This is a genomic window from Sulfurovum sp. (assembly GCF_049668085.1).
Classification (GTDB): Bacteria; Campylobacterota; Campylobacteria; order Campylobacterales; family Sulfurovaceae; genus Sulfurovum.
The window spans coordinates 1-21,271 of record NZ_JBATIY010000087.1 but is presented as its reverse complement, the minus strand read 5'-3'; the positions used below and the strand labels follow the sequence as shown (position 1 = coordinate 21,271).

22 protein-coding genes and 1 riboswitch are annotated in these 21,271 nt (G+C 38.7%); of the genes, 6 read left to right on the top strand and 16 right to left on the bottom strand.

Annotated elements, in window-relative coordinates; all coding sequences use genetic code 11:
• Positions 1–29 precede the first annotated feature (29 nt).
• The 4 genes from fbaA to WBM70_RS05895 all read right to left on the bottom strand — a co-directional run bounded on the left by fbaA (position 30) and on the right by WBM70_RS05895 (position 3,169).
• Positions 30–1,103 (bottom strand): class II fructose-bisphosphate aldolase, encoded by a 1,074-nt coding sequence (gene fbaA, locus WBM70_RS05910; protein ID WP_424557587.1) that lies wholly within the window; start codon positions 1,101–1,103, stop codon positions 30–32.
• 22 nt (positions 1,104–1,125) lie between these two features.
• The gene (locus WBM70_RS05905) at positions 1,126–1,608 is read right to left on the bottom strand and encodes a hypothetical protein (RefSeq protein ID WP_424557586.1); all 483 of its coding nucleotides are present in this window, start codon (positions 1,606–1,608) and stop codon (positions 1,126–1,128) included.
• Between the two features lie 69 nt (positions 1,609–1,677).
• A complete protein-coding gene (locus WBM70_RS05900) occupies positions 1,678–2,289 on the bottom strand; it encodes a hypothetical protein (RefSeq protein ID WP_424557585.1) in 612 nt (203 codons plus the stop codon).
• 31 nt (positions 2,290–2,320) lie between these two features.
• On the bottom strand, positions 2,321–3,169 hold the full coding sequence (locus WBM70_RS05895) for a peptidylprolyl isomerase (protein ID WP_424557584.1): 849 nt from the start codon (positions 3,167–3,169) through the stop codon (positions 2,321–2,323).
• A 114-nt stretch (positions 3,170–3,283) separates the two neighbouring features.
• On the opposite strand from WBM70_RS05895, the gene nth reads away from it, so the two are divergent.
• Positions 3,284–3,934, top strand: a complete 651-nt coding sequence (nth, locus tag WBM70_RS05890) for an endonuclease III (protein WP_424557583.1) — start codon at positions 3,284–3,286, stop codon at positions 3,932–3,934.
• Positions 3,935–3,952: 18 nt separating this feature from the next.
• Here the strand turns inward: nth and WBM70_RS05885 are convergent, their stop codons facing one another.
• The 3 genes from WBM70_RS05885 to WBM70_RS05875 form a co-directional block, all read right to left on the bottom strand.
• A complete protein-coding gene (locus WBM70_RS05885; RefSeq protein WP_424557582.1) occupies positions 3,953–4,984 on the bottom strand; it encodes a phosphagen kinase in 1,032 nt (343 codons plus the stop codon).
• 10 nt (positions 4,985–4,994) lie between these two features.
• The gene (gene ppk2 / locus WBM70_RS05880) at positions 4,995–5,903 is read right to left on the bottom strand and encodes a polyphosphate kinase 2 (protein ID WP_424557581.1); all 909 of its coding nucleotides are present in this window, start codon (positions 5,901–5,903) and stop codon (positions 4,995–4,997) included.
• 76 nt (positions 5,904–5,979) lie between these two features.
• On the bottom strand, positions 5,980–7,251 hold the full coding sequence (locus WBM70_RS05875) for a M20/M25/M40 family metallo-hydrolase (protein ID WP_424557580.1): 1,272 nt from the start codon (positions 7,249–7,251) through the stop codon (positions 5,980–5,982).
• Positions 7,252–7,313: 62 nt separating this feature from the next.
• Between WBM70_RS05875 and WBM70_RS05870 the strand changes: the two genes are divergently transcribed.
• Both WBM70_RS05870 and WBM70_RS05865 read left to right on the top strand, forming a co-directional pair.
• Positions 7,314–7,526 carry a hypothetical protein gene (locus WBM70_RS05870; RefSeq protein ID WP_424557579.1) on the top strand — a complete coding sequence of 71 codons (213 nt, stop codon included), beginning with the start codon at positions 7,314–7,316 and terminating at the stop codon, positions 7,524–7,526.
• An 8-nt stretch (positions 7,527–7,534) separates the two neighbouring features.
• Positions 7,535–7,717: a CPXCG motif-containing cysteine-rich protein gene (locus WBM70_RS05865; protein WP_424557578.1), complete on the top strand. Its 183-nt coding sequence runs from the start codon at positions 7,535–7,537 to the stop codon at positions 7,715–7,717.
• Positions 7,718–7,783: 66 nt separating this feature from the next.
• Here the strand turns inward: WBM70_RS05865 and WBM70_RS05860 are convergent, their stop codons facing one another.
• Both WBM70_RS05860 and WBM70_RS05855 read right to left on the bottom strand, forming a co-directional pair.
• Positions 7,784–8,896 carry a hypothetical protein gene (locus tag WBM70_RS05860; protein WP_424557577.1) on the bottom strand — a complete coding sequence of 371 codons (1,113 nt, stop codon included), beginning with the start codon at positions 8,894–8,896 and terminating at the stop codon, positions 7,784–7,786.
• Between the two features lie 91 nt (positions 8,897–8,987).
• Entirely contained in the window at positions 8,988–9,206 is a 219-nt protein-coding gene (locus WBM70_RS05855) for a DUF1653 domain-containing protein (protein WP_424557576.1), read from the bottom strand.
• 137 nt (positions 9,207–9,343) lie between these two features.
• On the opposite strand from WBM70_RS05855, the gene trpB reads away from it, so the two are divergent.
• A complete protein-coding gene (gene trpB, locus WBM70_RS05850; protein WP_424557575.1) occupies positions 9,344–10,564 on the top strand; it encodes a tryptophan synthase subunit beta in 1,221 nt (406 codons plus the stop codon).
• A 109-nt stretch (positions 10,565–10,673) separates the two neighbouring features.
• On the opposite strand, the gene metH is transcribed toward trpB, so the two are convergent.
• A complete protein-coding gene (gene metH, locus WBM70_RS05845; RefSeq protein WP_424557574.1) occupies positions 10,674–14,180 on the bottom strand; it encodes a methionine synthase in 3,507 nt (1,168 codons plus the stop codon).
• A gap of 112 nt (positions 14,181–14,292) precedes the next feature.
• Positions 14,293–14,368, top strand: a riboswitch (cyclic di-GMP riboswitch).
• Between the two features lie 79 nt (positions 14,369–14,447).
• On the opposite strand from metH, the gene WBM70_RS05840 reads away from it, so the two are divergent.
• On the top strand, positions 14,448–14,900 hold the full coding sequence (locus WBM70_RS05840) for a PAS domain-containing protein (protein WP_424557573.1): 453 nt from the start codon (positions 14,448–14,450) through the stop codon (positions 14,898–14,900).
• Positions 14,901–14,945: 45 nt separating this feature from the next.
• Here WBM70_RS05840 and WBM70_RS05835 read toward each other — a convergent pair whose 3' ends face one another.
• From WBM70_RS05835 to ilvA, 6 genes are all read right to left on the bottom strand, one after another.
• Positions 14,946–15,176 (bottom strand): hypothetical protein, encoded by a 231-nt coding sequence (locus tag WBM70_RS05835; protein WP_424557572.1) that lies wholly within the window; start codon positions 15,174–15,176, stop codon positions 14,946–14,948.
• A 52-nt stretch (positions 15,177–15,228) separates the two neighbouring features.
• On the bottom strand, positions 15,229–16,188 hold the full coding sequence (gene lpxD, locus WBM70_RS05830; RefSeq protein WP_424557571.1) for a UDP-3-O-(3-hydroxymyristoyl)glucosamine N-acyltransferase: 960 nt from the start codon (positions 16,186–16,188) through the stop codon (positions 15,229–15,231).
• Between the two features lie 69 nt (positions 16,189–16,257).
• On the bottom strand, positions 16,258–16,737 hold the full coding sequence (ilvN, locus tag WBM70_RS05825) for an acetolactate synthase small subunit (RefSeq protein WP_424557570.1): 480 nt from the start codon (positions 16,735–16,737) through the stop codon (positions 16,258–16,260).
• The gene (locus tag WBM70_RS05820) at positions 16,737–18,431 is read right to left on the bottom strand and encodes an acetolactate synthase large subunit (protein ID WP_424557569.1); all 1,695 of its coding nucleotides are present in this window, start codon (positions 18,429–18,431) and stop codon (positions 16,737–16,739) included. Before WBM70_RS05820 ends, ilvN begins: the two co-directional genes overlap by 1 nt.
• A 56-nt stretch (positions 18,432–18,487) precedes the next feature.
• Positions 18,488–19,396 carry a phosphatase gene (locus tag WBM70_RS05815; protein WP_424557568.1) on the bottom strand — a complete coding sequence of 303 codons (909 nt, stop codon included), beginning with the start codon at positions 19,394–19,396 and terminating at the stop codon, positions 18,488–18,490.
• A complete protein-coding gene (gene ilvA, locus WBM70_RS05810) occupies positions 19,396–20,607 on the bottom strand; it encodes a threonine ammonia-lyase (protein WP_424557567.1) in 1,212 nt (403 codons plus the stop codon). Before ilvA ends, WBM70_RS05815 begins: the two co-directional genes overlap by 1 nt.
• Before the next feature lie 53 nt (positions 20,608–20,660).
• On the opposite strand from ilvA, the gene WBM70_RS05805 reads away from it, so the two are divergent.
• Positions 20,661–21,092, top strand: a complete 432-nt coding sequence (locus WBM70_RS05805; protein WP_424557566.1) for a CoA-binding protein — start codon at positions 20,661–20,663, stop codon at positions 21,090–21,092.
• Positions 21,093–21,271: the final 179 nt, after the last annotated feature.

Sequence of the window (21,271 nt, the reverse complement as noted above, 5' to 3'; positions counted from 1 at the left end):
CCGTGACGAGCACGAGAATATCGAAACAATTAGTTACGTCCTATGCAGTTTAGGTCGTCAAATGCTCTTTCAAGTCTAACAACTGTTGACTCTTCTGCCGCACGCAACCATTTTCTTGGATCATAATACTTTTTATTTGGTTTATCTTCACCCTCAGGGTTACCGATCTGTCCTTGTAAATAGTCATGATACTTCGCTACATAGGTACGTACACCGTCCCAGAATGACCACTGCGTATCTGTATCTATGTTCATTTTGATCACACCATAACCAATTGCTTCTCTGATGTCAGAAAGTTCAGAACCTGACCCCCCATGAAAAACAAAATCTACAGGCTTTTTAGCTGTAGTGTATTTCTCTTCTATATAAGTCTGAGAATTATCAAGAATCTTTGGGGTAAGTGAAACATTTCCTGGTTTATACACACCATGTACATTTCCAAAAGAAGCAGCAATGGTAAATTTATCAGAAACTTTTGAAAGTTCTTCATAAGCGTACGCTACCTCTTCAGGCTGTGTATAGAGAAGCGAATTGTCTATCTCAGTATTATCTACACCATCTTCCTCTCCACCTGTCACACCAAGTTCTATCTCAAGTGTCATACCGATCTTTGACATACGTTCCAAATAGACTTTACATGTAGCAATATTCTCTTCAATAGGCTCTTCAGAGAGATCTATCATATGTGAAGAGAAAAGAGGGAAACCGTGTACCTCATAGTGTGCTTCACTTGCATCAAGCAATGCATCTATCCAAGGCAGAAGTTTTCTTGCTGCATGGTCTGTGTGCAACACAACTGGTACACCATATGCTTTTGCTAGCGTATGCACATGTTGTGCACCTGAGATAGAACCTAAAATAGCTGCCTCATCTGAAGGTAATCCTTTACCGGCATAGTAAGCACCACCACCATTAGAGAACTGGATAATAACAGGAGAATGAACTTTTTTAGCCGCTTCAAGTACAGCATTGATTGAAGATGTACTCACTACATTTACAGCTGGTAAGGCAAATCCTTCCTCTTTTGCGATCTTAAATAACTTCTGAAGATCATCTCCTGTAATGACACCTGCCTGCACTACATCTAGAACTTTTGTAGACATTTACAATTTCCTCTTTGTAGAATTATTTTACTATTATTTTTGCATTTTTCATAAGTTCAGCTACGACTTTTTCTTGAGAAAGCTGCATTTTTATACTGTTTTTCACTACGTCAAACGCTGGAATTTTTTGAGTACTTTTCGCCTCTTCAGCTACCTTTTTCATCTTATCATACGCTTCTTGCGCTTCTTTGTCAGTTACTGGAGTGGTAGAGATTTTTTTCTGCATCCAGAAACCTGCAAGTGCTGCTTCTTTCTCTTTATCTGTTAAAGATTTTTTTGATTCTGCTGATACCAGTTTAGCCGGAGCCATCATTTCGATAAGTTGTTTTTTTCCATCCTCTGGAAGCTTTTCCCACGTCATCTTACCTTTTGTAAGTGTATTAAGTGCATTGTTTGCCTCTTCAACAGTAATGGTCATACCATTCACTGTCCCCGCAGTTGCTGCTAATGCATAATTTGTTGTGAGTGCCAATGTTAGACCCAGTATTGCAAGAATTTTTTTCATTCTCTATTTCCTTTGTATTTGTTATGCGTATTCTATCTAATATTTACCAATTAATAATTAATACATTTTTTACTGTACTTTTATCTCTGCATTCTTCATCAGTTTTTCTACTATTGTTTTCTCGATCATTTGCATTTTTAGTCTATCTTTGATCGTTTCAAATGGAGGCATACTGTTTGTAGCATTATTCTCTTGAGATTGTTCTTTTAACTGATTATATACTTCTATAGCCTGATCATCGCTGATCTTTATTTTAAGCGCTTCTTTTTGCGTCCATGCACGTGTATAAACTGCTTGTTTTTCTACGTCAGACAACTCTTTTTTCGCAGCGTTTAAAACAATGATGGGAAGAGCTAACTCTTGAATGAGTCGTGGACGTTGTGCAGGCGGTAAACGATCAAAATCTGTCACTTTTCCCTGCGTACGTTGTTTAAGATAAGCATCAGCATCTTGTTTAATGATCTTGTGACCATTAACTGTAGCGATCACTGTTTTGCTAGATCTTGTTTTGGGTAGTACAGGTTTTGCTTGTCCATTGAGATTGATATTACCAAGATCCACCATACCTGATGTATCTGGTTGATTTAACATGTCTGTTAAACTGTTTTTTAAATCATCTGCAGATGCTGAACTTAGCATTAAACCACATGATAGACCTAAAAGAATAAAAACTTTCTTCATACTATTTTTTCCTATTTTAATGACTAAAAGATTACTTTTTAGTCGTATTTGTCTCTTTTGTCATATCAACAATTGTAGCTTTACTTTTAAGTTCTTTTGCCACTTCTGTGATTTTAGCAGTAAACTGCTGTTGCTTGAGTGAAGTAATAATTTTATTTTTCACTTTTTCATATGGAGTCGGTTTAGCTGCTGTCTTTTTCTCAAGATAGATCACATGGTATCCAAACTGTGTCTTAACAGGTTTCATCGTGATTTGACCATCTTCAAGTGCCCATACTGCTTTTGAAAATTCTGGAACCATCTGACCTTTCTTAAAAGTACCAAGATCTCCACCGTTTGGTGCAGAAGGACCCGTAGACTTTGCTTTAGCCAATTCGATAAACTTAGCTTTCAATGCTTCACCTTTAAGTGACTTTAGTGACTTAATGATCTCCTCTGCAGCTTTTTCATCTGTCACTAAAATATGTCTTGCATGCACAGTAGCTTCTTCCATAAATTTTGCAGCATTTTTGTCATAAAATGCTTTTGCTTCACTGTCACTCACAATAGCATTATCCATTTGTGATTTCATCCACATGTTTACTAAAAGTTCATCTTTTAGTTTCTCCATATTTCTTTTAAATTCAGGTTTATTCTCTATACCTTCTTGCTCTGCAAGTTCTGTGAAAAGTACTTTTTCTATAAGCCTGTCTGTAACCATTTTTTTCTCAGCATCACCTAGTTGCATGAAATTTGCTTGAGGCGCAGAAGCATTTACAAATGCTTGCGCATCTTGTTTAGTAATATTTTTTCCGTTTACAGTTGCCAGTATATCTGATGCGACTACTGATGTAGCCATTACTGCCACAGCAAGCAGTGAGGTTTTTGCTAGTTTTAACATTTCTAATAATCCTTAATTACTTAAATTTAAGAAGAAGTATATCCCTCTTGGGTAAATCATTCATTAATGTGTTAATATTCTAATTACTATTTCATTAGAAGAAGGCAAATAAGTATGGCAAAAGTAAAAAAAGCAACTAAAAAAGAGATAGAAGAGATAAAAAGTATCTTTCTTGAAAACTATCCTGACTCTGTAACTGAATTAGAGTATCAAAACCTCTATGAACTTCTTATTGCCGTCATGCTCTCTGCACAGTGCACAGATAAGCGTGTGAATATTATTAGCCCTGCTCTTTTTGAAGCGTATCCTGACCCTGTATCACTCGCTAATGCAGACCTTGATGAAGTCAAATCGTACATCAATACCTGTTCATTTTTTAACAACAAAGCCAAAAATCTCATCAAAATGGCACAAAGTGTCGTAGAGAACTATGGAGATGAGATCCCATTAGAACGTGATGAACTTGTCAAGCTGGCTGGAGTAGGCCAAAAAACAGCCAATGTCGTCATGATAGAGTATACTGGAGCCAACCTCATGGCTGTAGATACTCATGTCTATAGAGTCGCACACCGTTTGGGACTCTCTGATGCAAAAACTGCGGTAAAATGTGAGGAGGAGTTAAGTAAAAAGTTCAAAACAGACTTACATCTACTCCATCAAGCCATGGTACTTTTTGGACGTTATCGATGCAAAGCGGTCAAACCTGAGTGTGAAGAGTGCTTTATGAAAGCACATTGTAAAACGACACAAACCTTTAAAGTATAGTACTGCCCAAAGACGTATCTAACTCAATGCTTTTTCTGCTGCTATCAGTGCGACCACTCCATCATACATATCTTGTACGGCTTCTACCTCTGTGATACCTAACCGACGTCGGTTACTGATGTCATAGACTCCACCTTCACTTTCAGAATGTTCACCATGGATACCACGGATCTGAAGATGATACTTATCCGTGATCATTTTAAACTTTTTCATATCTTTTGCTAGATTTGGCAATGCAATATGCACACTTGCTCTCATAGCTGTCCCAAGATTTGTCGGACAGGAAGTAATATATCCTAAATGATCACTATAAGCGAATGCAACTTTGGTCTCGATACCTTTAATAGCATTGACCAAACGTGTAAAGACCTCTTTGATATCACCACCCTGCTGCATGGAGATAATACGTAATTGATCTTCTTCATTCACCCATACTAAAAACGTTTTTTCATTATTGTGATAGATACCTCTGCCTTCAGGCCAATTGCGATTAAGTCCTGCAGCATCAAGAAAACGGTCACCTTCTTTAAATAAGAAATGATCTTTGATCAGCTTGTCTTGAACCTCTTTAGACATACCCAGTAATGGGTAATACTCACCAGCCAATTCACCTTCAAGTGTTTGCAGCCCTTCAACCACACTGGATTCAACCTTATCACGCTGTTCTTTTGAAATACCTGGCCCTAAAGGCATATTGTCTATATTACGACCTACCCTGATACGCGTAGAAACAATGTATAAACCTTCAGGATCAGGGTTTGGTGCATTTAGATCATTAGGGTTTAGATTACTTTTATGTGCATCTTCTTTCCCAAATCCATGATACTCTTCTATAATAGGGTCAAAAAGTGGTTCAAAAACGGTATAAGACTCTTGATCTCCTGCATAAACCCCTATACCACTGTCTAAATTCTCTACACCTGAATTTATCGCTTGTCCCAAGGTAAAACCATTTGATGTCTTTTTGTTTTTAAGTGTCTCAAAGACTTCAGGCGTAAGAAATTTACTCAGTAAAGAGTTACAATCATCAGGAAAATTTGGATAATGCATCTAAAATTTTCTAATTTTCATTATGTGATATTCTATGATAGCGTTCTACGATTTCAGGATCATGATGAAGATTGATATTGGCCTCTTCTTTGCCTTCATAATCTATCTTGGAAAGCACATAACGTATAGACTCAAGTCTTGCTCTTTTCTTATCATTACTATCAACAATGACCCACGGTGCATAACTTGTATGAGAACGAGAGAACATCTCCTCTTTATAGTATGTTACTTTGTCCCACATCTCTTGCGCTTTTTGGTCTACAGGACTGAGTTTCCAGTGTTTTAGAGGATTAGTCATACGTTCTTTAAATCTTTTTTGCTGATTTTCTTTTGTAATGGAATACCACAACTTAATTAAGATGATCCCATCATCAATAAGCGCATGTTCGATCTCCGGTACTTCTTTCATAAATTTTGTATATTGTTCAGGTGTACAAAAATCAAATACAGGCTCTACAATGGCACGGTTATACCAAGATCTGTCAAAGAAAGTGATCTCACCCGGATTTGGCAAGTGTTGGAAATAACGTTGAAAATAAAACTGACCTGTCTCTACCTCTGTTGGTTTTTGCAATGCGACAACTCTGAATTTTCTAGGATTAAGGTATTGCGTAAAACGTTTGATAGACCCCCCTTTACCAGCAGCATCACGTCCTTCAAAGATGATCATCACACGTTTATCATTGTCATATACCCAGTTTTGCAACTTGATCAATTCAACCTGTAACGCTTTTAGCTCTTCTTCATACTCAACATTACGTGTTATTTTTGCAAGCTTTTTTTTACCCATCAACTGAGATAAACCACTTTTAGTTCTCAGCAAATGAAAATTCTCTTCAAGTTCTTTGACTATTTTCTTTGCTTCTTCATCTTTTACTTCTTTACTTAAGTACTCTAGATCTTGGAATATTGTTTTCATTTTTACCCTTTTAATTTATGTATATCCTTTAATTTTACTCCTACTTATCTTTGAGGAAAATTATAGATATCATAATTTAAACTGATTTTATGACGTTCTTAAGCACCTTATATGTACGTTCTACTGATTCTAGGTTCACCATCTCTCGTGTTGAATGCGGATAGCGGATAGTTGGTCCTATCGAAGCAAATTTTATATCAGGATATTTTTCAGCGATCACACCACATTCAAGCCCTGCATGTATCGCCATCATTTTGGTTTTCCCAAAGACCTCTTTCATCTCATGACTTACCATTTCTGTAAAATCAGATATCACTGGTTTCCATGCAGGATACTTATCTTCCAATGCTACATCAAAACCGTATGTTTTAAAAAAGTCTAAGGTTTCTGAGGAAAGATCTTCTAGCTTTTCTGCTCCCATTGCTCTAGCACTGCTTTCAATAACTATCCCCCCTTTTTCATCTGTAGTAATAATCGCAAGATTAATGCTCACATCAGGAATACCAAGTTCTTCATTTGTTGCATGTACACCATGTCTGAAGGCTTTTATCATGGCAATAGTCTTCTCTCCCTCTTTAAGTACTTTTGGCGTTTCATTCAATTCTCTTACTTTTACCATATCTGTGTTTTCCAGCTTTGCTTCAGAGTAGACAATTGCCACAGCATTGGCGGGAATCGAATTTCTACGTTCTCCTGCATAGATACTTACCAATTGATTCACATTTTGTTCTGCTAAATATGCACCCAAAACCTTAATAGCCGAAGGAATACCTTTATCAATATCTACACCAGAGTGTCCGCCTACAAGGCCTTTAACTCCCACTTCATAACAACTCCCTTTACCCTCTATATAAACATCTTGTTTACTTGCAGTAATATCAACACCACCCGCGCAACCTATATAAACCTCCGCTTCATCTTCACTGTCTAGATTCAACATATATTGACTTTGCAAATCAAATGCAACTTGATTTGCCCCGATCAATCCTATCTCTTCATCTGAAGTGAGTAAAAATTCCAAATCCACATTTTCATCCATAAGTTGCATCATCATTGCTATAGCCATACCATTATCTGCACCCAAAGAAGCATCTTTTGCTTTCATCCATCCATCTTCCACATAGGTCTCGACAGCAGGTGCTTTCCCCATACAGACCATGTCATAATGAGCCTGAAGAGAAAGCGTAGGCAGCCCCTTGGTAATAAAGATATTTTTTACTTCGTCTACCTCTACGGTATAGTCTCTTTCTTTGGCAAAATTCACCAAAAACTCCAGTAACTTATCTGCTTCTTTACTACAATGAGGAATTTGAGTGAGGGTTTCAAAATGTTCTATGATCGCTGACATGGGTATCCTTCTTTATTTCATACATGAAGTATAGTATAATCACATAAAAAATTAGGATTACTATGTGTCTCATCGTCACACTTGTCATGCTTGGACTGGCTATTCAAAGTTTTATACAACATCAGTGGATGGCAGGTGCAGTACAACTCATTATTGCATTAGGATTCATCATTTTACTCATTCGTAACATCTTAGCCGTAAGAGCCCAAAAACAAGGATGTAGTACAACAGGCTGTGGAGTTGCAGACTGGTTTACCAATTTATTTAAAAAGTGAGAAAACCGATGGAACATTTTTTTACCTGCCCCTACTGTTGGGAACGTATCTCTATGATACTTGATAGTTCAGAAGAGGAGAGTGATTACATAGAAGACTGTGAAGTATGCTGTCGTCCGATAGAACTTATATTTAGATTTTCAGGAGAGAACTTAATCAGTTTCGAAGTAAGAAAGATGGAAGGTATTTAATCAAATCTTTCATAGGCGAATAGATACATAAAAAAGCCCCCACCCTGATATAGTAAGTCAGTCTATTTAATAGTTTACCCTATAACTTTTGATCTTTCCACTCTTTTTATACGATCCGCGTTTTGATTTCTCTTTTTTGAGACGTTCTTCTTCTAAATCTTGTAAATGTTTGGTATGTTCAATATATCTGGCATTTTTGCTGAAGACCTTTTTATATTTCTCCATATACTCATAATCTGAACCATAGAGTTTAACTTTATAATTTTCAGTTAGTTCCCCGTAATAGCCAAAATTATTTTCTTTACGTGCTTTTCGTGCTTCAAGATAGATCTTATTTAAGATCTTTTCTTTACGTTTATCAATATGACGCAGCATAGATAGATATTGATATGCCTCTTTTTCATTGACATTTTCTTTCTCAACAGAAGGATCCAGTTTATAGCCTACGTCAAATGCTTTATTGAGTTGTAGAGAGTACTTGTTACATGATTCCTGTATCGCTACAGGTATCTTAGAAATCTTTTGAAATTTTTGGCAATCTTCCCTGAATGCTTCGAGCTCATTACCCAAAGAATTAAATGCTTTAGGTGACACATGATCCATCAAACCTATTGGAAGTTCACTCTGTAATATGTTCTTCTTTCTTCGCTTTTTATTCGCTTTCTCTTTTTTAAGTCGTTCTTCTTCTAACTCTTGTATATATTTGCTATTAGCAATATATCTGGTATTTTTACTGAAGACCTTTTTATGTTTTCCTATAAACTCGTAATCTGAATCATAGAGTTTAACTTTATGATTTTCGATAAGTTCCCCGTAATAGCTAAAATTGTTTTCTTTACGTGCTTTACGTGTTTCAAGGTAAATATAACCTAAGATCTTTTCTTTACGTTTATCAAGATGGCGTAGAAGAGAAAGATATCTATTTAACGCTTTTTCATTGACATTTTCTTGCTCAACAGAAGGATCCAGTTTATAGCCAATCTTAAATGCATTATTTGCCTGGAGGTGAAATCTATTACACTCTTTTTGTATCTCTGCAGATATCATAGAAATCTTTTGAAATGATCTACAATCTTCCTGGAATGCTTCCAACTCATCCCCTAATGAAGAAAAAGCTTGTGGTGCAGCCTGCAAAAATACTGTTGAAACCACTATTAATTTTATATATTTACGTAACATATCTTTCCTCTGATTTTTTGATACTTATGGTTCATTTTATCTCAAAGAAGCATAATCTTTTGTATGAACAAGAAACTGTTACTTAAGGAATTTAACTTTCATTCCCAATATACGCAAAACGCTCTACCTCTTTTCCCTCAATAATTACTTTTTCTATAAACATATCATAAGGACGTACCCACATCCTTTCTTCACCATATAACGCCTTATAGACAACCATCCACTCTTCTGTTTCTGAGTGTTTCGCTGTCGTAAAGACTTCATACAAGTTTCCCTTGTAATGTTTATAAATACCTTTTTTTAACTTCATCCTAAAATTTCTGTCCTATACTCAATTCTTTGCATACCAGCTCCTTATTCTAAACATTATTCTATCATAGAATACCTATTCAGTCACTCAAAAACTATTTTAAAGTACAATAATTAAACATCAAAAAAGGAATCTTTATGCCAAAAAATATTTTTAATTGTCCACTGCCTGATGAAAAGGGTTATTTCGGAGAGTATGGTGGGGCTTTCATCCCTCCTCAACTTCAAAGTATCATGGATGAGATCACTGCTTCATATGAAGCGATTCGTCAAGATCCAGAGTTTCTTGAAGAACTTACTTCTCTTTATCAACATTATGTTGGTCGTCCAAGCCCTATCTTTCATGCAAAACATCTTTCAGAAAAATATGGTGCAGATATTTACCTTAAAAGAGAAGACCTTAACCATACAGGAGCACATAAGATCAATCACTGTTTAGGGGAAGCATTATTGGCTAAAAAGATGGGCAAGAAAAAACTCATCGCTGAAACAGGTGCTGGACAGCACGGTGTGGCATTGGCTACGGCAGCTGCATTGGTAGGTTTGGAGTGTGACATCTACATGGGCGAAGTAGATATGGCTAAAGAACATCCCAATGTAGTACGTATGCATATACTCGGTGCAAATGTCATTCCGGCAACACATGGTCGCCGTACACTCAAAGAGGCTGTAGACAGTGCTTTTGAAGCATACATGGGAGATCCTGTAACACAATTTTATGCTATTGGCTCTGTGGTAGGGCCTCACCCTTTCCCTGGAATGGTAAGGGACTTTCAATCCATCGTAGGTGTAGAAGCCAAAGAACAATTTACACAAATGACAGGTAAACTGCCTGATAATCTTGTAGCTTGTGTAGGCGGGGGGTCCAATGCCTTAGGACTCTTTACTGCCTTTATGGATGATGAGGATGTTGCCATGCATGGTGTTGAACCCGCAGGTAGAGACCTTGATGTTCCAGGAGAGCATGCAGCGACTATGACCAAGGGAGAACCTGGAGTGATGCACGGATTTAAATCTTATATGCTCCAAGACGAAAAAGGTGAACCTGGTGATGTCTACTCTGTAGCAAGTGGTCTTGACTATCCTTCTGTAGGACCTCAACACTCTTACCTCAAAGATATAGGACGTGTAAACTATGTTTCGATCAGTGATAAAGAGGCGATAGATGCATTTTTTGAACTCTCTAGAGAAGAAGGTATCATCCCTGCGATCGAATCTGCACATGCTGTAGCCTATGCTATCAAAATGGCTCAAGAACCAAACATGGGTACCATTCTCGTTAACCTCTCAGGACGTGGAGACAAAGATATCGATTTTGTTGTTGAAAACTACGGAAAAGAGTACGGTATTCTTTCATAATTCTAAAACGATAGGTAAGGTATAAATACTGAGATAGATCGTTCCCTTGAAGAAAGGAACGAGAAACATTACAATTTTATAATGACTCTATGACAAGCTATATATCTACTTAGAGGGAATAATATGTAGCCCCTTTATGATGTACAACCAATGCCGTAGTACTCTGTTCAGGATGTATCTGGAATGTCTCAGAGAGTTCTATACCGAACTCTTCAGGTTTTAACATATCAAACAACTCTCTACTCTGTTCCAGGTCAGGACATGCTGGGTAACCAAACGAATATCTTGCACCCTGATAACGGTTCATACGTACATCACGAAGAGTATGTCCTTCATCCTCTACAACAATATTTAGGTCCAAACGTATCTGTTTATGTACTACTTCTGCCAACGCTTCAGCAAGTTCGACAGAGAGGCCATGCACCATGTTATACTCTAGGTACTTACCTGCATCATAAAGCTCTTTCTCATAGGCACTGAACTTCGCTCCAGCACTGACACATGTAAGCGCGATAACATCATGTCTGTCATGTCTATAAAAGTCAGAGAGTGCACGATGCGGTTTTCTACCTTGTCTTGGGAAAGAGAACTTTGTGACCGCTCTACCAATGACCTTATTTAAAGGTTCACGGTTGGCATTTGCATCAACATTCCATCCTTCACTCTCATCAAACAGAAATAACTCCTGATCATCACTTCTACACGGATAATAACCATAAATAATAGTAGGGTCAAAAAGATCTTTTTCAATGAACTCTTTTTTCAAACGTTCAAACGCAGGATAGACTGTTTCATCTATGAGCTTCTGGTACGCTTCTTTATCCATACCTTTACTCTTGTAACCCCAATGCATCTTAAATACAGAACGTGTGTTGATCCACTCATAGATCATAGAAAGGTCTAGATCATCTTTTTGAAGTACTCTCCTACCCCAAAATGGTGGTGTTGGTATCTCTACTTTCTCAGGCATTTTGATCTCTTCAAAAGGCGGTATGATAACCTCTTTTTTCACCTTCTCTTCACGTTCCAGCATATCCCCGGACAAACGTGTGTCCAATCCTACTGAATTGTCTTCGTTATACTTTTCAATACGGCTCATGGCGATAACCCCATCAAAAGCGTCCCTACAATAAAAAATAGGTCCCTTGTATATAGGACGACAGAAATCATCCACAAAAGCGCGTGTTAGTGCTGCGCCTCCTAAAAGTACAGGTATCTCCATACCCATCTCTGCCATGGATTCTAAATTGTCTTTCATCACTGCTGTAGACTTCACCAAAAGTCCAGACATACCTATCGCTTGGATAGGTTGTCTTTCTACTACATCAAGGTACTCTTGCAAGTCTGTTTTTATCCCTACGTTGACGACTTTAAAACCGTTATTTGAAAGTATGATGTCTACAAGGTTTTTACCCACGTCATGCACATCTCCTCTAACCGTACCTATGACCAATGTCGTATCAGTATCTTTTTCCTGTTTGGTGAGGTGCGGGTTCAGGTAATCCACCGTTGTTTTCATCGTCTCTGCAGATTGTAGTACAAATGGCAGTTGCATTTGTCCTGATCCAAAGAGTTCTCCTACAACTTTCATAGCATCTATGAGGATTTCATTGACAATAGTATCGGGGTGTATCTCATGACGTACTTCTTCTACTAAAGGTATCATGCGTTCTTTGTCACCATCGAGAAGCAGTTTAGCTATCTTCTCTTGGCTACTCATACCTTCATACGCTTCATCGTTTGCCTCATCGTCTATGACCGCATCTGAAAAGTGCTCTATGAATTTAAAGAGTGAATTATCATCAGGATGAAAGAGTAATTCTTCACAGGTCTCAAGGTCAGTCTCACTCATCTTTGCCAGTGGTATGATGTGCTTCACATTGATAATAACAGTCGTTAGCCCTGCTTGCAGACAATGGTGTAAAAACACAGAGTTTAAATAACGTCTTGCATTCACATCCAGTCCGAACGAAATGTTAGAAAGTCCCAGTGTCGAACCTACTTCCGGATGACGAATATGTAACTCTCGTATGGCTTCAAGTGTCTGAATAGCTGCATCACGGTACTCCAAGTCTCCCGAACCTACCGTAAACGTCAGCATATCAAAGATAAGGTTTCGCGGGTCTATACCATGACCGTTCACTGCCATGTCATACATACGTTCTGCCTGGGCTACTTTGTCCTCTTTGGTCTTTGCCATTCCTACTTCATCAATGGTCAAACAAACCAATGCACAGCCGTATCTTTTCGCCAACTTACAAATAGCATGAAATTTCTCTTCACCATCTTCAAGGTTAACAGAGTTAATAATAGGCTTTCCACCAATGCACTTTAAACCCTCTTCCATCGTGTGTACACGTGTGGCATCCGGCATCAGCGGCAGAGGTATTTTCTGATTATACAACTCCATAATGGCTTTCATATCTTTTGCACCATCACGACCTGCAAACTCTACATTGACATCCAAACAGTGTGCACCATCACGTACTTGCGCTTGACCTACTGTCAAAGTACCTTCATAATCAGAGGCAATAATGAGTTCTCGAAAGGCTTTAGACCCGGTAGAGTTAGAACGTTCACCTATCAGCAGTGGTGCAGGCTCTTGGAAAAGTTCCGTTGTAGTAAAAAGTGAAGCGATACTCGGTTCTATACTTCCACTAGACTTTTTAGGCACAATGACCTCAACGGCTTTTTTAAGTGCCTGAATATGCTGAGGCGTCGTACCACAACATCCCCCAAGAAAACTCACTCCATCAAACGCTGTAAATTCAAGTTGCTTATCCGTAAATTCATCAGGTCCCATCGGGTAGTATGTATACCCTCCTCTATTTTGTGGAAGTCCAGCATTGGCATGCACAGAGATGGGTATAGCACACAGTTCACTTAGTGTCTTGAGGTGTTTTTTGACCTGGTCTGGACCTGTACCACAGTTAAAACCCAAAGAGAGAATGTCAAATGGCTCAAGTATGGTCACGATCGTCGTTGCATCCGTACCTATAAGCATCGAACCGCTGAGCTCTATCGTCACTGAAACCATAATAGGGAGCTGGACTTCTCTCTCCTCATTTGCATCCTGACAGGCATGCAGTGCCGCTTTTATTTGTAAAGGATCTTGACATGTCTCAAGAAGAAAAACATCGCATCCTCCATCTATAAGTCCCAGTGCACAAAGTTTATACCCTTCATACATTTCATCATAATGAATGTGCCCAAGAGAAGGAAGTTTTGTACCAGGTCCTATAGAACCTAAAACAAATTTTGGTGATGCTTCTGTGCCATACTCGTTACAGATCTCTTTAACAAGTTGAGCCCCTTTTTTTGAAAGTTCGTAGGCACGTTCACCCATATCATACTCATCAAGTACCCATGGCATGGTACCAAATGTATTTGTTTTAAGTAAGTCAGCACCTGACATTGCATAACGTTTATGTATACGCCCTATAAGTTCAGGAGCTGTGTCATTCAATAATTCATTACATCCCTCTTGATCCACACCTTTATCATCTAGCCAAGCGGAAGAAGGAACTTTAATATCTTGTATCTGTGTACCCATTGCACCATCGATGACGAGTATACGCTCTTGTAAAAGTGATTTGATTGTTTCTGTAATAGACAAAAAACGCCCCTTTATCATAATTCTGTAATTGTAGCAAAGTATGAGAAAAATCTGATTAAATATCATTTATAAGCAATAGTATTATGTCACTATAAGCTATAGATAGATACTATATATTTAATGCTAAACTCATTGTGAAGTGGGGACAGAAAGTGATGGGTCTCTGTGTAGATTGCCAGACTGCCAAATATATGTTATCTACATTTTGTACTTTCTTTTGTCCTATAAAACTTTTAATGCAACGTATCTATCATTCATGGAGAGAAAATGGGAAAAACAATCAAAAACATTATCACCGGTAAAGAAATTACTAAACCAGATCCTGTAGATATAGAAGTGCCATTTGATGGTGGGGTTATGATCACAGAAACAGATACAGCAGGTGTCATTACGTATGCTAACCGTAAATTTCGTGATCTCACAGGTTACACCAAAGAAGAACTTATCGGCTCACCCCACAGCATAAATAGACATCCAGACATGCCAAAAGCAGCTTTTAAAGGTATGTGGGAAACGATAAAAGGTGGTAACTACTGGGAAGGTTTTGTGAGAAATATGACAAATGAAGGTAAATATTACAATGTTATTGTATGGATAAAACCCAAATTGGATGATGATGGAAATATCATCGGATATATCGCAGGAAGAAAGATTCCTGATCCAGACCTCATGCAAAGAGCTTTAGACCAGTATAAGGTTATGATGCACGATGAAATGTAGTTAATGGGGTCAAGCCCATTAACTACCTAAAAAGTGCATGTAGTTCTATAAACTATTTTTTGCTTCTTGTAGTGCTGCGATCACTGCATCTATATTTGCTTTAGGAATATGTACTTTCCAATCTGGTTCTTCAGCACCTGCCTGAAGTGAGATACCAATACTTGCTACACTTTCACTCTTTGGGCCATAAGGCTCCGATACTGTCGTAATACTGATCTTCCCATCTTTTGTACCACTCAAAGTCATTTCGTCTATTTTCGTTACTGTTCCACTCATAAATTATCCTTTAAATTTTTTTATACAAATTGATTATATCACAATTATTTGACTATTTTTTACGTTTTACCAAACCTATCATTTTTGCTTGCAAACGTAACCACATTTTATGGTCTATGGCAGGAAAACCTGCATAGGTTCTGCCACCTTCAAGAGATTTGGTCACACCACCTTTTCCTGCGATGGTTGCAAAAGCCCCTACTTCTAGATGCCCTGCGGTAGCACTCTGTCCACCCATCACAACATTTCTACCCAATGTCGTTGATCCTGCAAGCCCAACTTGTGCTGCACAAAGCGAATGTTCACCTACATCACAATTGTGTGCTATTTGTATTAAGTTATCCAGTTTAGTACCTTGACGTATATAAGTCGTACCAAATACTGCTCTGTCTATAGCACAGTTTGCTCCTATCTCTACGTTATCTTCTACAACAACATTACCATTCTGATAGATCTTTACATGTTCACCAAGCTTTGTATGTGCAAATCCATATCCGTCACAACCGATCACAGTACCACTGTGAATGATACAGTCAGAACCGATTATCGTATGATGATACAAGGTTACATTGGGATGAAGTAGCGTTCCTGAACCAATGATGACGTTATCACCCACATAACAGCCTGCAAGTAATGTGACATTATCTCCAAGTGTAACATTCTTACCAAAGGAGACGTGCTTATCTATATCACATCCTTCACCCACGATCGGTTGCTCTGACGTACTCTCAAGTTTATATGCAAAGAATTTGGAAGCCAGTGCTAATTTGAGATACGCTTCATCCGTAATAAGTGCAATAGTCCTAGATGGAAGTAAAGCTGCATGCTTTTCATCTATCAGTACAGCTGCGGCTTTTGTATCTGATAATTGTGAGATATATTTACTGTCAGTAAAAAAACTAAGTTGTGTGGAAGTTGCTTCACTTAACGTATGTATCCCATCTATAATAATATCATCACCTTGAAAGTCAATACCGATATGTTCTGTTATTTTTGAAAGTTCGTAAGTCATAAAGTAGTCCTTTTAACTTAAGTAGGTGTTACACTCCTACAAGGAGAGTAACAAAAAGTAGAATAATGTTTATCTTTCTATAGCCACAACACCACCACGTACGACCTCATAAGGATTATAACGCTGCGCTGCTTCAATAAAATGTTGTATACGTACAGGCTCATCTGCTACCATCGCAATGATCATCTCTTTACCGACATTTGCTATACCGCCATTATAGGCTGCGCATAATGCACCGATATCACTTAAATGTTCAGTAATAGGGAATTTCACCAACACCATCTCTTTCTCGACCATTTCTTCATGCTCGATAACTTTATAGACAGGAATGAGTTTATGCAGTTGCTTGGTGATCTGCTCCATTACTTTAGCAGAACCATTGGTTGCTATCGTAATATGTGACATCTCACTATTTGGCATAGGTGCAACAGTGAGTGATTCGATATTATACCCACGTCCTGCAAAAAGTGATGTCACACGTGCAAGAACAGAACTTTCATTCAATACAATAACAGAAATAACACGTCTTTCATTAATAGAATTTGCCATTATTTCTCTCCTTTTTGTGGTAACATCATATTGAAAAGTGCTCCGCCTGACGGTACCATAGGAAGTACATCTTCAAAACGGTTCACTGCAACGTTCATAAAACACACTTTATCTTGTGCTATAGCATCTTTGATCGCTGCATCAAACTCTTCTTTTGTGGTAACGTCATATCCTATACCACCACACGCTTCCGCCAGGGCTTTCCAGTTTGGCTGGAATGTCAAGTCTGTTTCAGAATAACGTTTCTCATAAAAGAACGTCTGCCACTGTCTAACCATTCCCAAGAAGTGGTTATTGAGTATAAGGTTGATAACAGGTATCTTATACTCCGCTGCAGTTACAAGCTCTTGCATATTCATAAGGATGGAACCATCTCCAGTAACATTGATAACGGTTTTATCAGGGAAGGCTTTTTTAGCTCCGATTGCCGCTGGAAATCCAAAGCCCATAGTTCCCAGACCACCGGAGTTTATCCATTGGCGTGGTCTGTCAAACGGATAGTGCTGTGCTGCCCACATCTGATGCTGTCCAACATCTGATGTTATAATAGCATCCTCACCTACTAGTTCACCAATACGTTCAATGGCCCACTGCGGTTTGATAACCTCATCGGAATCTACATAAGATTGAGGATGAAGTTCATCATAACGTTTGAGTATCTCTCTCCATGCCTGGAATCTGTCTGTATCTATACCGTCAAGAAGCGGCAACATCGCTTCAAGTACTTCAGTCACATCACCTACGATAGGATAGTCAACATCGACAAGTTTACCGATGTTCGAAGCATCAATATCTACATGAATGATATCCGCATATTTGGCAAATTCGGAAAGCTTACCTGTTACCCTGTCATCAAATCTTGCCCCAAGAGAGATAACCAGATCTGTCTCTGACATTGCCATATTGGATGCATAGTTACCATGCATTCCCAACATACCAAGAAGCAGTGGATTTTTGGCACCCAATACACCTCTTGCCATCAATGTTTCAACCACCGGCATCTGTGTCTTTAGCGCTAATTCACGTACAAGGTCACTTGCATTTGAAAGTATAACACCACCGCCAATATAAAGCAAAGGTTTTTTTGCTTTTTTCATCGCTTCAACTGCTTTTTCTATCTGTCGTTTATTTCCTTTGTATGTCGGCTTATATGTAGGGATATCTACAGAGTCAGGGTACACGAACTCACCGATATCTACAGTGATATCTTTAGGTATATCTACAAGTACCGGTCCTGGTCTTCCAGAACGTGCAATATAAAATGCTTCTTTCAATAAACGCGGTAGCTCTTCGAGTGAACGTACAAGAAAGTTATGTTTTGTACATGGTCTAGATATACCTACAGCATCTATCTCTTGAAATCCATCTGTACCGATAAGTGCCAATGGTACCTGTCCAGAAATAACGACCATAGGGATTGAATCCATATATGCTGTAGCAAGTCCAGTGACCGCATTGGTAAACCCTGGTCCACTTGTAACCATAGCAACACCAACTTCACCCGTAGCTCTCGCATAACCATCTGCTGCATGAACAGATGCTTGTTCGTGACGGTTCAAGACATGCTCAAACCCATCTTGTTTGTAAATTTCATCATAAACGTGCATGATAGCTCCACCAGGGTAACCAAATACGGTCTTAACACCCTCAGCGATAATCGCTTCACACACCATTTGTGCACCACTCATCTGCATGGTTTACACTCCATTTCAAATTAATTTTTTTGATTATAGCTAAAAAAGATTAGAGTTTAATGGGTCTGACTTGCACAGGCTTCTATGGCTACACCTTCACGCAGGCCATCATCTATGACAATACACCTTTCAAACGCCAATAAAGAGAAGAGTTGTTTATAAATAAGTATACCTGCTGCGATAAGGTCAGAACGTCCTGTACCTACAGCGATTTCTCTCTCCTCAAATGGCATGGAAAGTAATTTCTTCAGATAAATATCCAACTCACCTGCTTCGAGTGAAGTACCGTTTATCTCGGATGCATCGTAGGTTTCGTAGTTTTGCCCGAGTTTCATGGCTGCAACCGTAGTAGGTGTTCCAGCTGTGGCTACGAAGGCATTTACTTTACCTTTATTCTCATACATTTGGTCACAAAACATTTGCATTTCGGCCATCTCTTTGGGAAGTATGTTTTCTATGTTTTCCAGTGTATCATGGGTTTGTGCAATGGTCACTATCCCTACGGGAAAACTTTTAGAAAATGTTTCATTTTCATAATGAAAGATAAGTTCAGTGGAGCCGCCGCCTATGTCTATAAGTATGAAACTGTCTGAAGCATATTGCAGTGTAGAGAGTCGGTGCTTCACAGCAAGTAAAGTGAGTTTTGCCTCTTCTTCTCCAGAAATGATCTCAAAAGCCACACCTGTCTCTTTTTTGATCTGAGAAAGCACTTCATCTGAGTTCACTGCTCTGCGTACTGCTTCAGTTGTCACTGCCCTTACCGATGAAGAGGAAAAGTCTATCTGTTCCTGTGCTTCTCTGATAGCTGAAATGACCCTCTCTACGGCCTCGTTATTGATAGTACCATGCTGCGCTAGACCATCTGCTGTTTTAACGGTTTTTTGATATTCAGATACCTGTATACCTGCAGTGCAGTCATACTCTAATACACGTAAAGTATTTGAACCTAGATCTATCGCTATCATTAATGCTCTTCTTTAAAAGAAAATCCGCCCTCTTTCAGCTGTGCTCTTATCTCAGCTTGATGCTCTTCTCCTTTAGTTTCTAAAGAAACAGAGACATGCGCATCACCGAACTCCAAATCTATAGAGGTTCTATCATAGCCTATCTGTACTATGTTTGCACCTGTTTGTGTAAGTATTTCCGTAAAAGATTGTAGTGCACCAGGTTTATCTATCAGTGTGACGAGTAATTTCATTTTGCGTGCAGTCTTCATAAGACCTTTTTCAATAATAAGTGAAAGCATTGTTACGTCGATATTTCCTCCACTGAGTACCACGGCTAATTTTGAACCTTTAGGCAGATCTATCTTCCCATGTAAAAGTGCAGCAACACCCACCGCACCTGCACCTTCGACCAGTACTTTTTGATTTTCCAACAAAAAAAGTATGGCAGCTGCGATCTCATCTTCACCCACTGTCTCAAAAACATCCACATTATTTAAAATATACTCTAAAGTGATCGGTGAAGTATCTCGAACGGCTATCCCGTCTGCTATGGTTCTTACATAGGTTGTATCTATAGGTGTTTTGGCATCGTAAGACTTTTTCATCGCAGGGGCACCAGCTGCAGAAACACCTATGATCTTACATGTAGGATTGAGTGCTTTACTTGCTACTGACATACCCGAGATAAGTCCTCCACCTCCAACACAAACAACCATAGCATCAAGATCTGGAATCTGTTCAAACATCTCTAAGGTGATCGTTCCCTGACCGGCCATCACTTCATCATCTGTAAAAGGATGCACAAAGGCATAGTTGTTCTCTTTTCCATAGGTAACTGCATAGGCATAGGCCTCATCGTAGTTAGCCCCATGAAGTATCACATTGGCACCAAACTCTTTCACACCCATTACTTTGGTAAGTGGTGTTGACTCTGGCATAATGATAGTCGCTTCAATGTCGAAATATTTTGCTGAAAAAGCTACACCCTGAGCATGATTTCCTGCAGATGCGGCAACGACTCCACCTCTGTCACCTGCTTCGATAAGAGAGGCAATTTTATTGAAAGCCCCTCTGAGTTTAAATGCACCTGTGCGCTGTAAATTCTCTTTTTTCAGATACACTTCATAGCCGCTTAATTGGCTCAAAATAGGTGCATAAGAGAAGGGTGTCCTGTGTACTACATTGGATACTCTGTCATACGCTTTTTCTATACTTTTTAAGTCTACCATTATCTTTCCTAGATATTATATTGCAAGAATTATATCAAAATAAAGGATAAAGCATGGAATGTGAAATGCCCCTGGTTAACTCTAACCCTGAAGAGATGAAAGAAATATTTGAAAGTGTCAAGACGATCGCGATACTTGGTCTCTCTCCTAATGAGACTAAGGCAAGTAACATGGTTGCCAAATATCTTCAAAATGCTGGGTACAAAATTGTTCCTGTCTACCCAAAAGAGGATGAGATACTTGGAGAAAAAGTGTATCGTTCCCTGGCAGAGATCCCTTTTGAGATAGACATGGTAGATATCTTTAGAAAACCCAATGCATTTGATGCGGTTGCTGACGCTTGTATTGAGCGTGGTGATGTCAAAGTATTTTGGGGTCAGCTTGGACTGGTCAACAATGCCGCAGCACAAAAGGCTAAAGATGCAGGTATGAAAGTCGTACAGAATTACTGTACCAAACTTGAGCATATGGCATTGATGGATTAACACTTATTTTAACGCTGTATATTTAGTATAAGAATACAGGGCTTATTTCAATGTGAACTACCCAATCTCTAAAGAAGATTGGGCTTCTTGTTTCATCATGCCGTGATTTCTAACAGATGTTAGAAACTCTATGACACTCCACAAGCTTTGATTTCGGTAGTTCCTACCGTATTTTCTAC

Coding starts and splice junctions, on each gene's coding strand:
- fbaA (WP_424557587.1), bottom strand. CDS start 1,103: ATGTCTACAAAAGTTCTAGATGTAGTGCAGGCAGGTGTCATTACAGGA.
- WBM70_RS05905 (WP_424557586.1), bottom strand. CDS start 1,608: ATGAAAAAAATTCTTGCAATACTGGGTCTAACATTGGCACTCACAACA.
- WBM70_RS05900 (WP_424557585.1), bottom strand. CDS start 2,289: ATGAAGAAAGTTTTTATTCTTTTAGGTCTATCATGTGGTTTAATGCTA.
- WBM70_RS05895 (WP_424557584.1), bottom strand. CDS start 3,169: ATGTTAAAACTAGCAAAAACCTCACTGCTTGCTGTGGCAGTAATGGCT.
- nth (WP_424557583.1), top strand. CDS start 3,284: ATGGCAAAAGTAAAAAAAGCAACTAAAAAAGAGATAGAAGAGATAAAA.
- WBM70_RS05885 (WP_424557582.1), bottom strand. CDS start 4,984: ATGCATTATCCAAATTTTCCTGATGATTGTAACTCTTTACTGAGTAAA.
- ppk2 (WP_424557581.1), bottom strand. CDS start 5,903: ATGAAAACAATATTCCAAGATCTAGAGTACTTAAGTAAAGAAGTAAAA.
- WBM70_RS05875 (WP_424557580.1), bottom strand. CDS start 7,251: ATGTCAGCGATCATAGAACATTTTGAAACCCTCACTCAAATTCCTCAT.
- WBM70_RS05870 (WP_424557579.1), top strand. CDS start 7,314: ATGTGTCTCATCGTCACACTTGTCATGCTTGGACTGGCTATTCAAAGT.
- WBM70_RS05865 (WP_424557578.1), top strand. CDS start 7,535: ATGGAACATTTTTTTACCTGCCCCTACTGTTGGGAACGTATCTCTATG.
- WBM70_RS05860 (WP_424557577.1), bottom strand. CDS start 8,896: ATGTTACGTAAATATATAAAATTAATAGTGGTTTCAACAGTATTTTTG.
- WBM70_RS05855 (WP_424557576.1), bottom strand. CDS start 9,206: ATGAAGTTAAAAAAAGGTATTTATAAACATTACAAGGGAAACTTGTAT.
- trpB (WP_424557575.1), top strand. CDS start 9,344: ATGCCAAAAAATATTTTTAATTGTCCACTGCCTGATGAAAAGGGTTAT.
- WBM70_RS05840 (WP_424557573.1), top strand. CDS start 14,448: ATGGGAAAAACAATCAAAAACATTATCACCGGTAAAGAAATTACTAAA.
- WBM70_RS05835 (WP_424557572.1), bottom strand. CDS start 15,176: ATGAGTGGAACAGTAACGAAAATAGACGAAATGACTTTGAGTGGTACA.
- lpxD (WP_424557571.1), bottom strand. CDS start 16,188: ATGACTTACGAACTTTCAAAAATAACAGAACATATCGGTATTGACTTT.
- ilvN (WP_424557570.1), bottom strand. CDS start 16,737: ATGGCAAATTCTATTAATGAAAGACGTGTTATTTCTGTTATTGTATTG.
- WBM70_RS05820 (WP_424557569.1), bottom strand. CDS start 18,431: ATGCAGATGAGTGGTGCACAAATGGTGTGTGAAGCGATTATCGCTGAG.
- WBM70_RS05815 (WP_424557568.1), bottom strand. CDS start 19,396: ATGATAGCGATAGATCTAGGTTCAAATACTTTACGTGTATTAGAGTAT.
- ilvA (WP_424557567.1), bottom strand. CDS start 20,607: ATGGTAGACTTAAAAAGTATAGAAAAAGCGTATGACAGAGTATCCAAT.
- WBM70_RS05805 (WP_424557566.1), top strand. CDS start 20,661: ATGGAATGTGAAATGCCCCTGGTTAACTCTAACCCTGAAGAGATGAAA.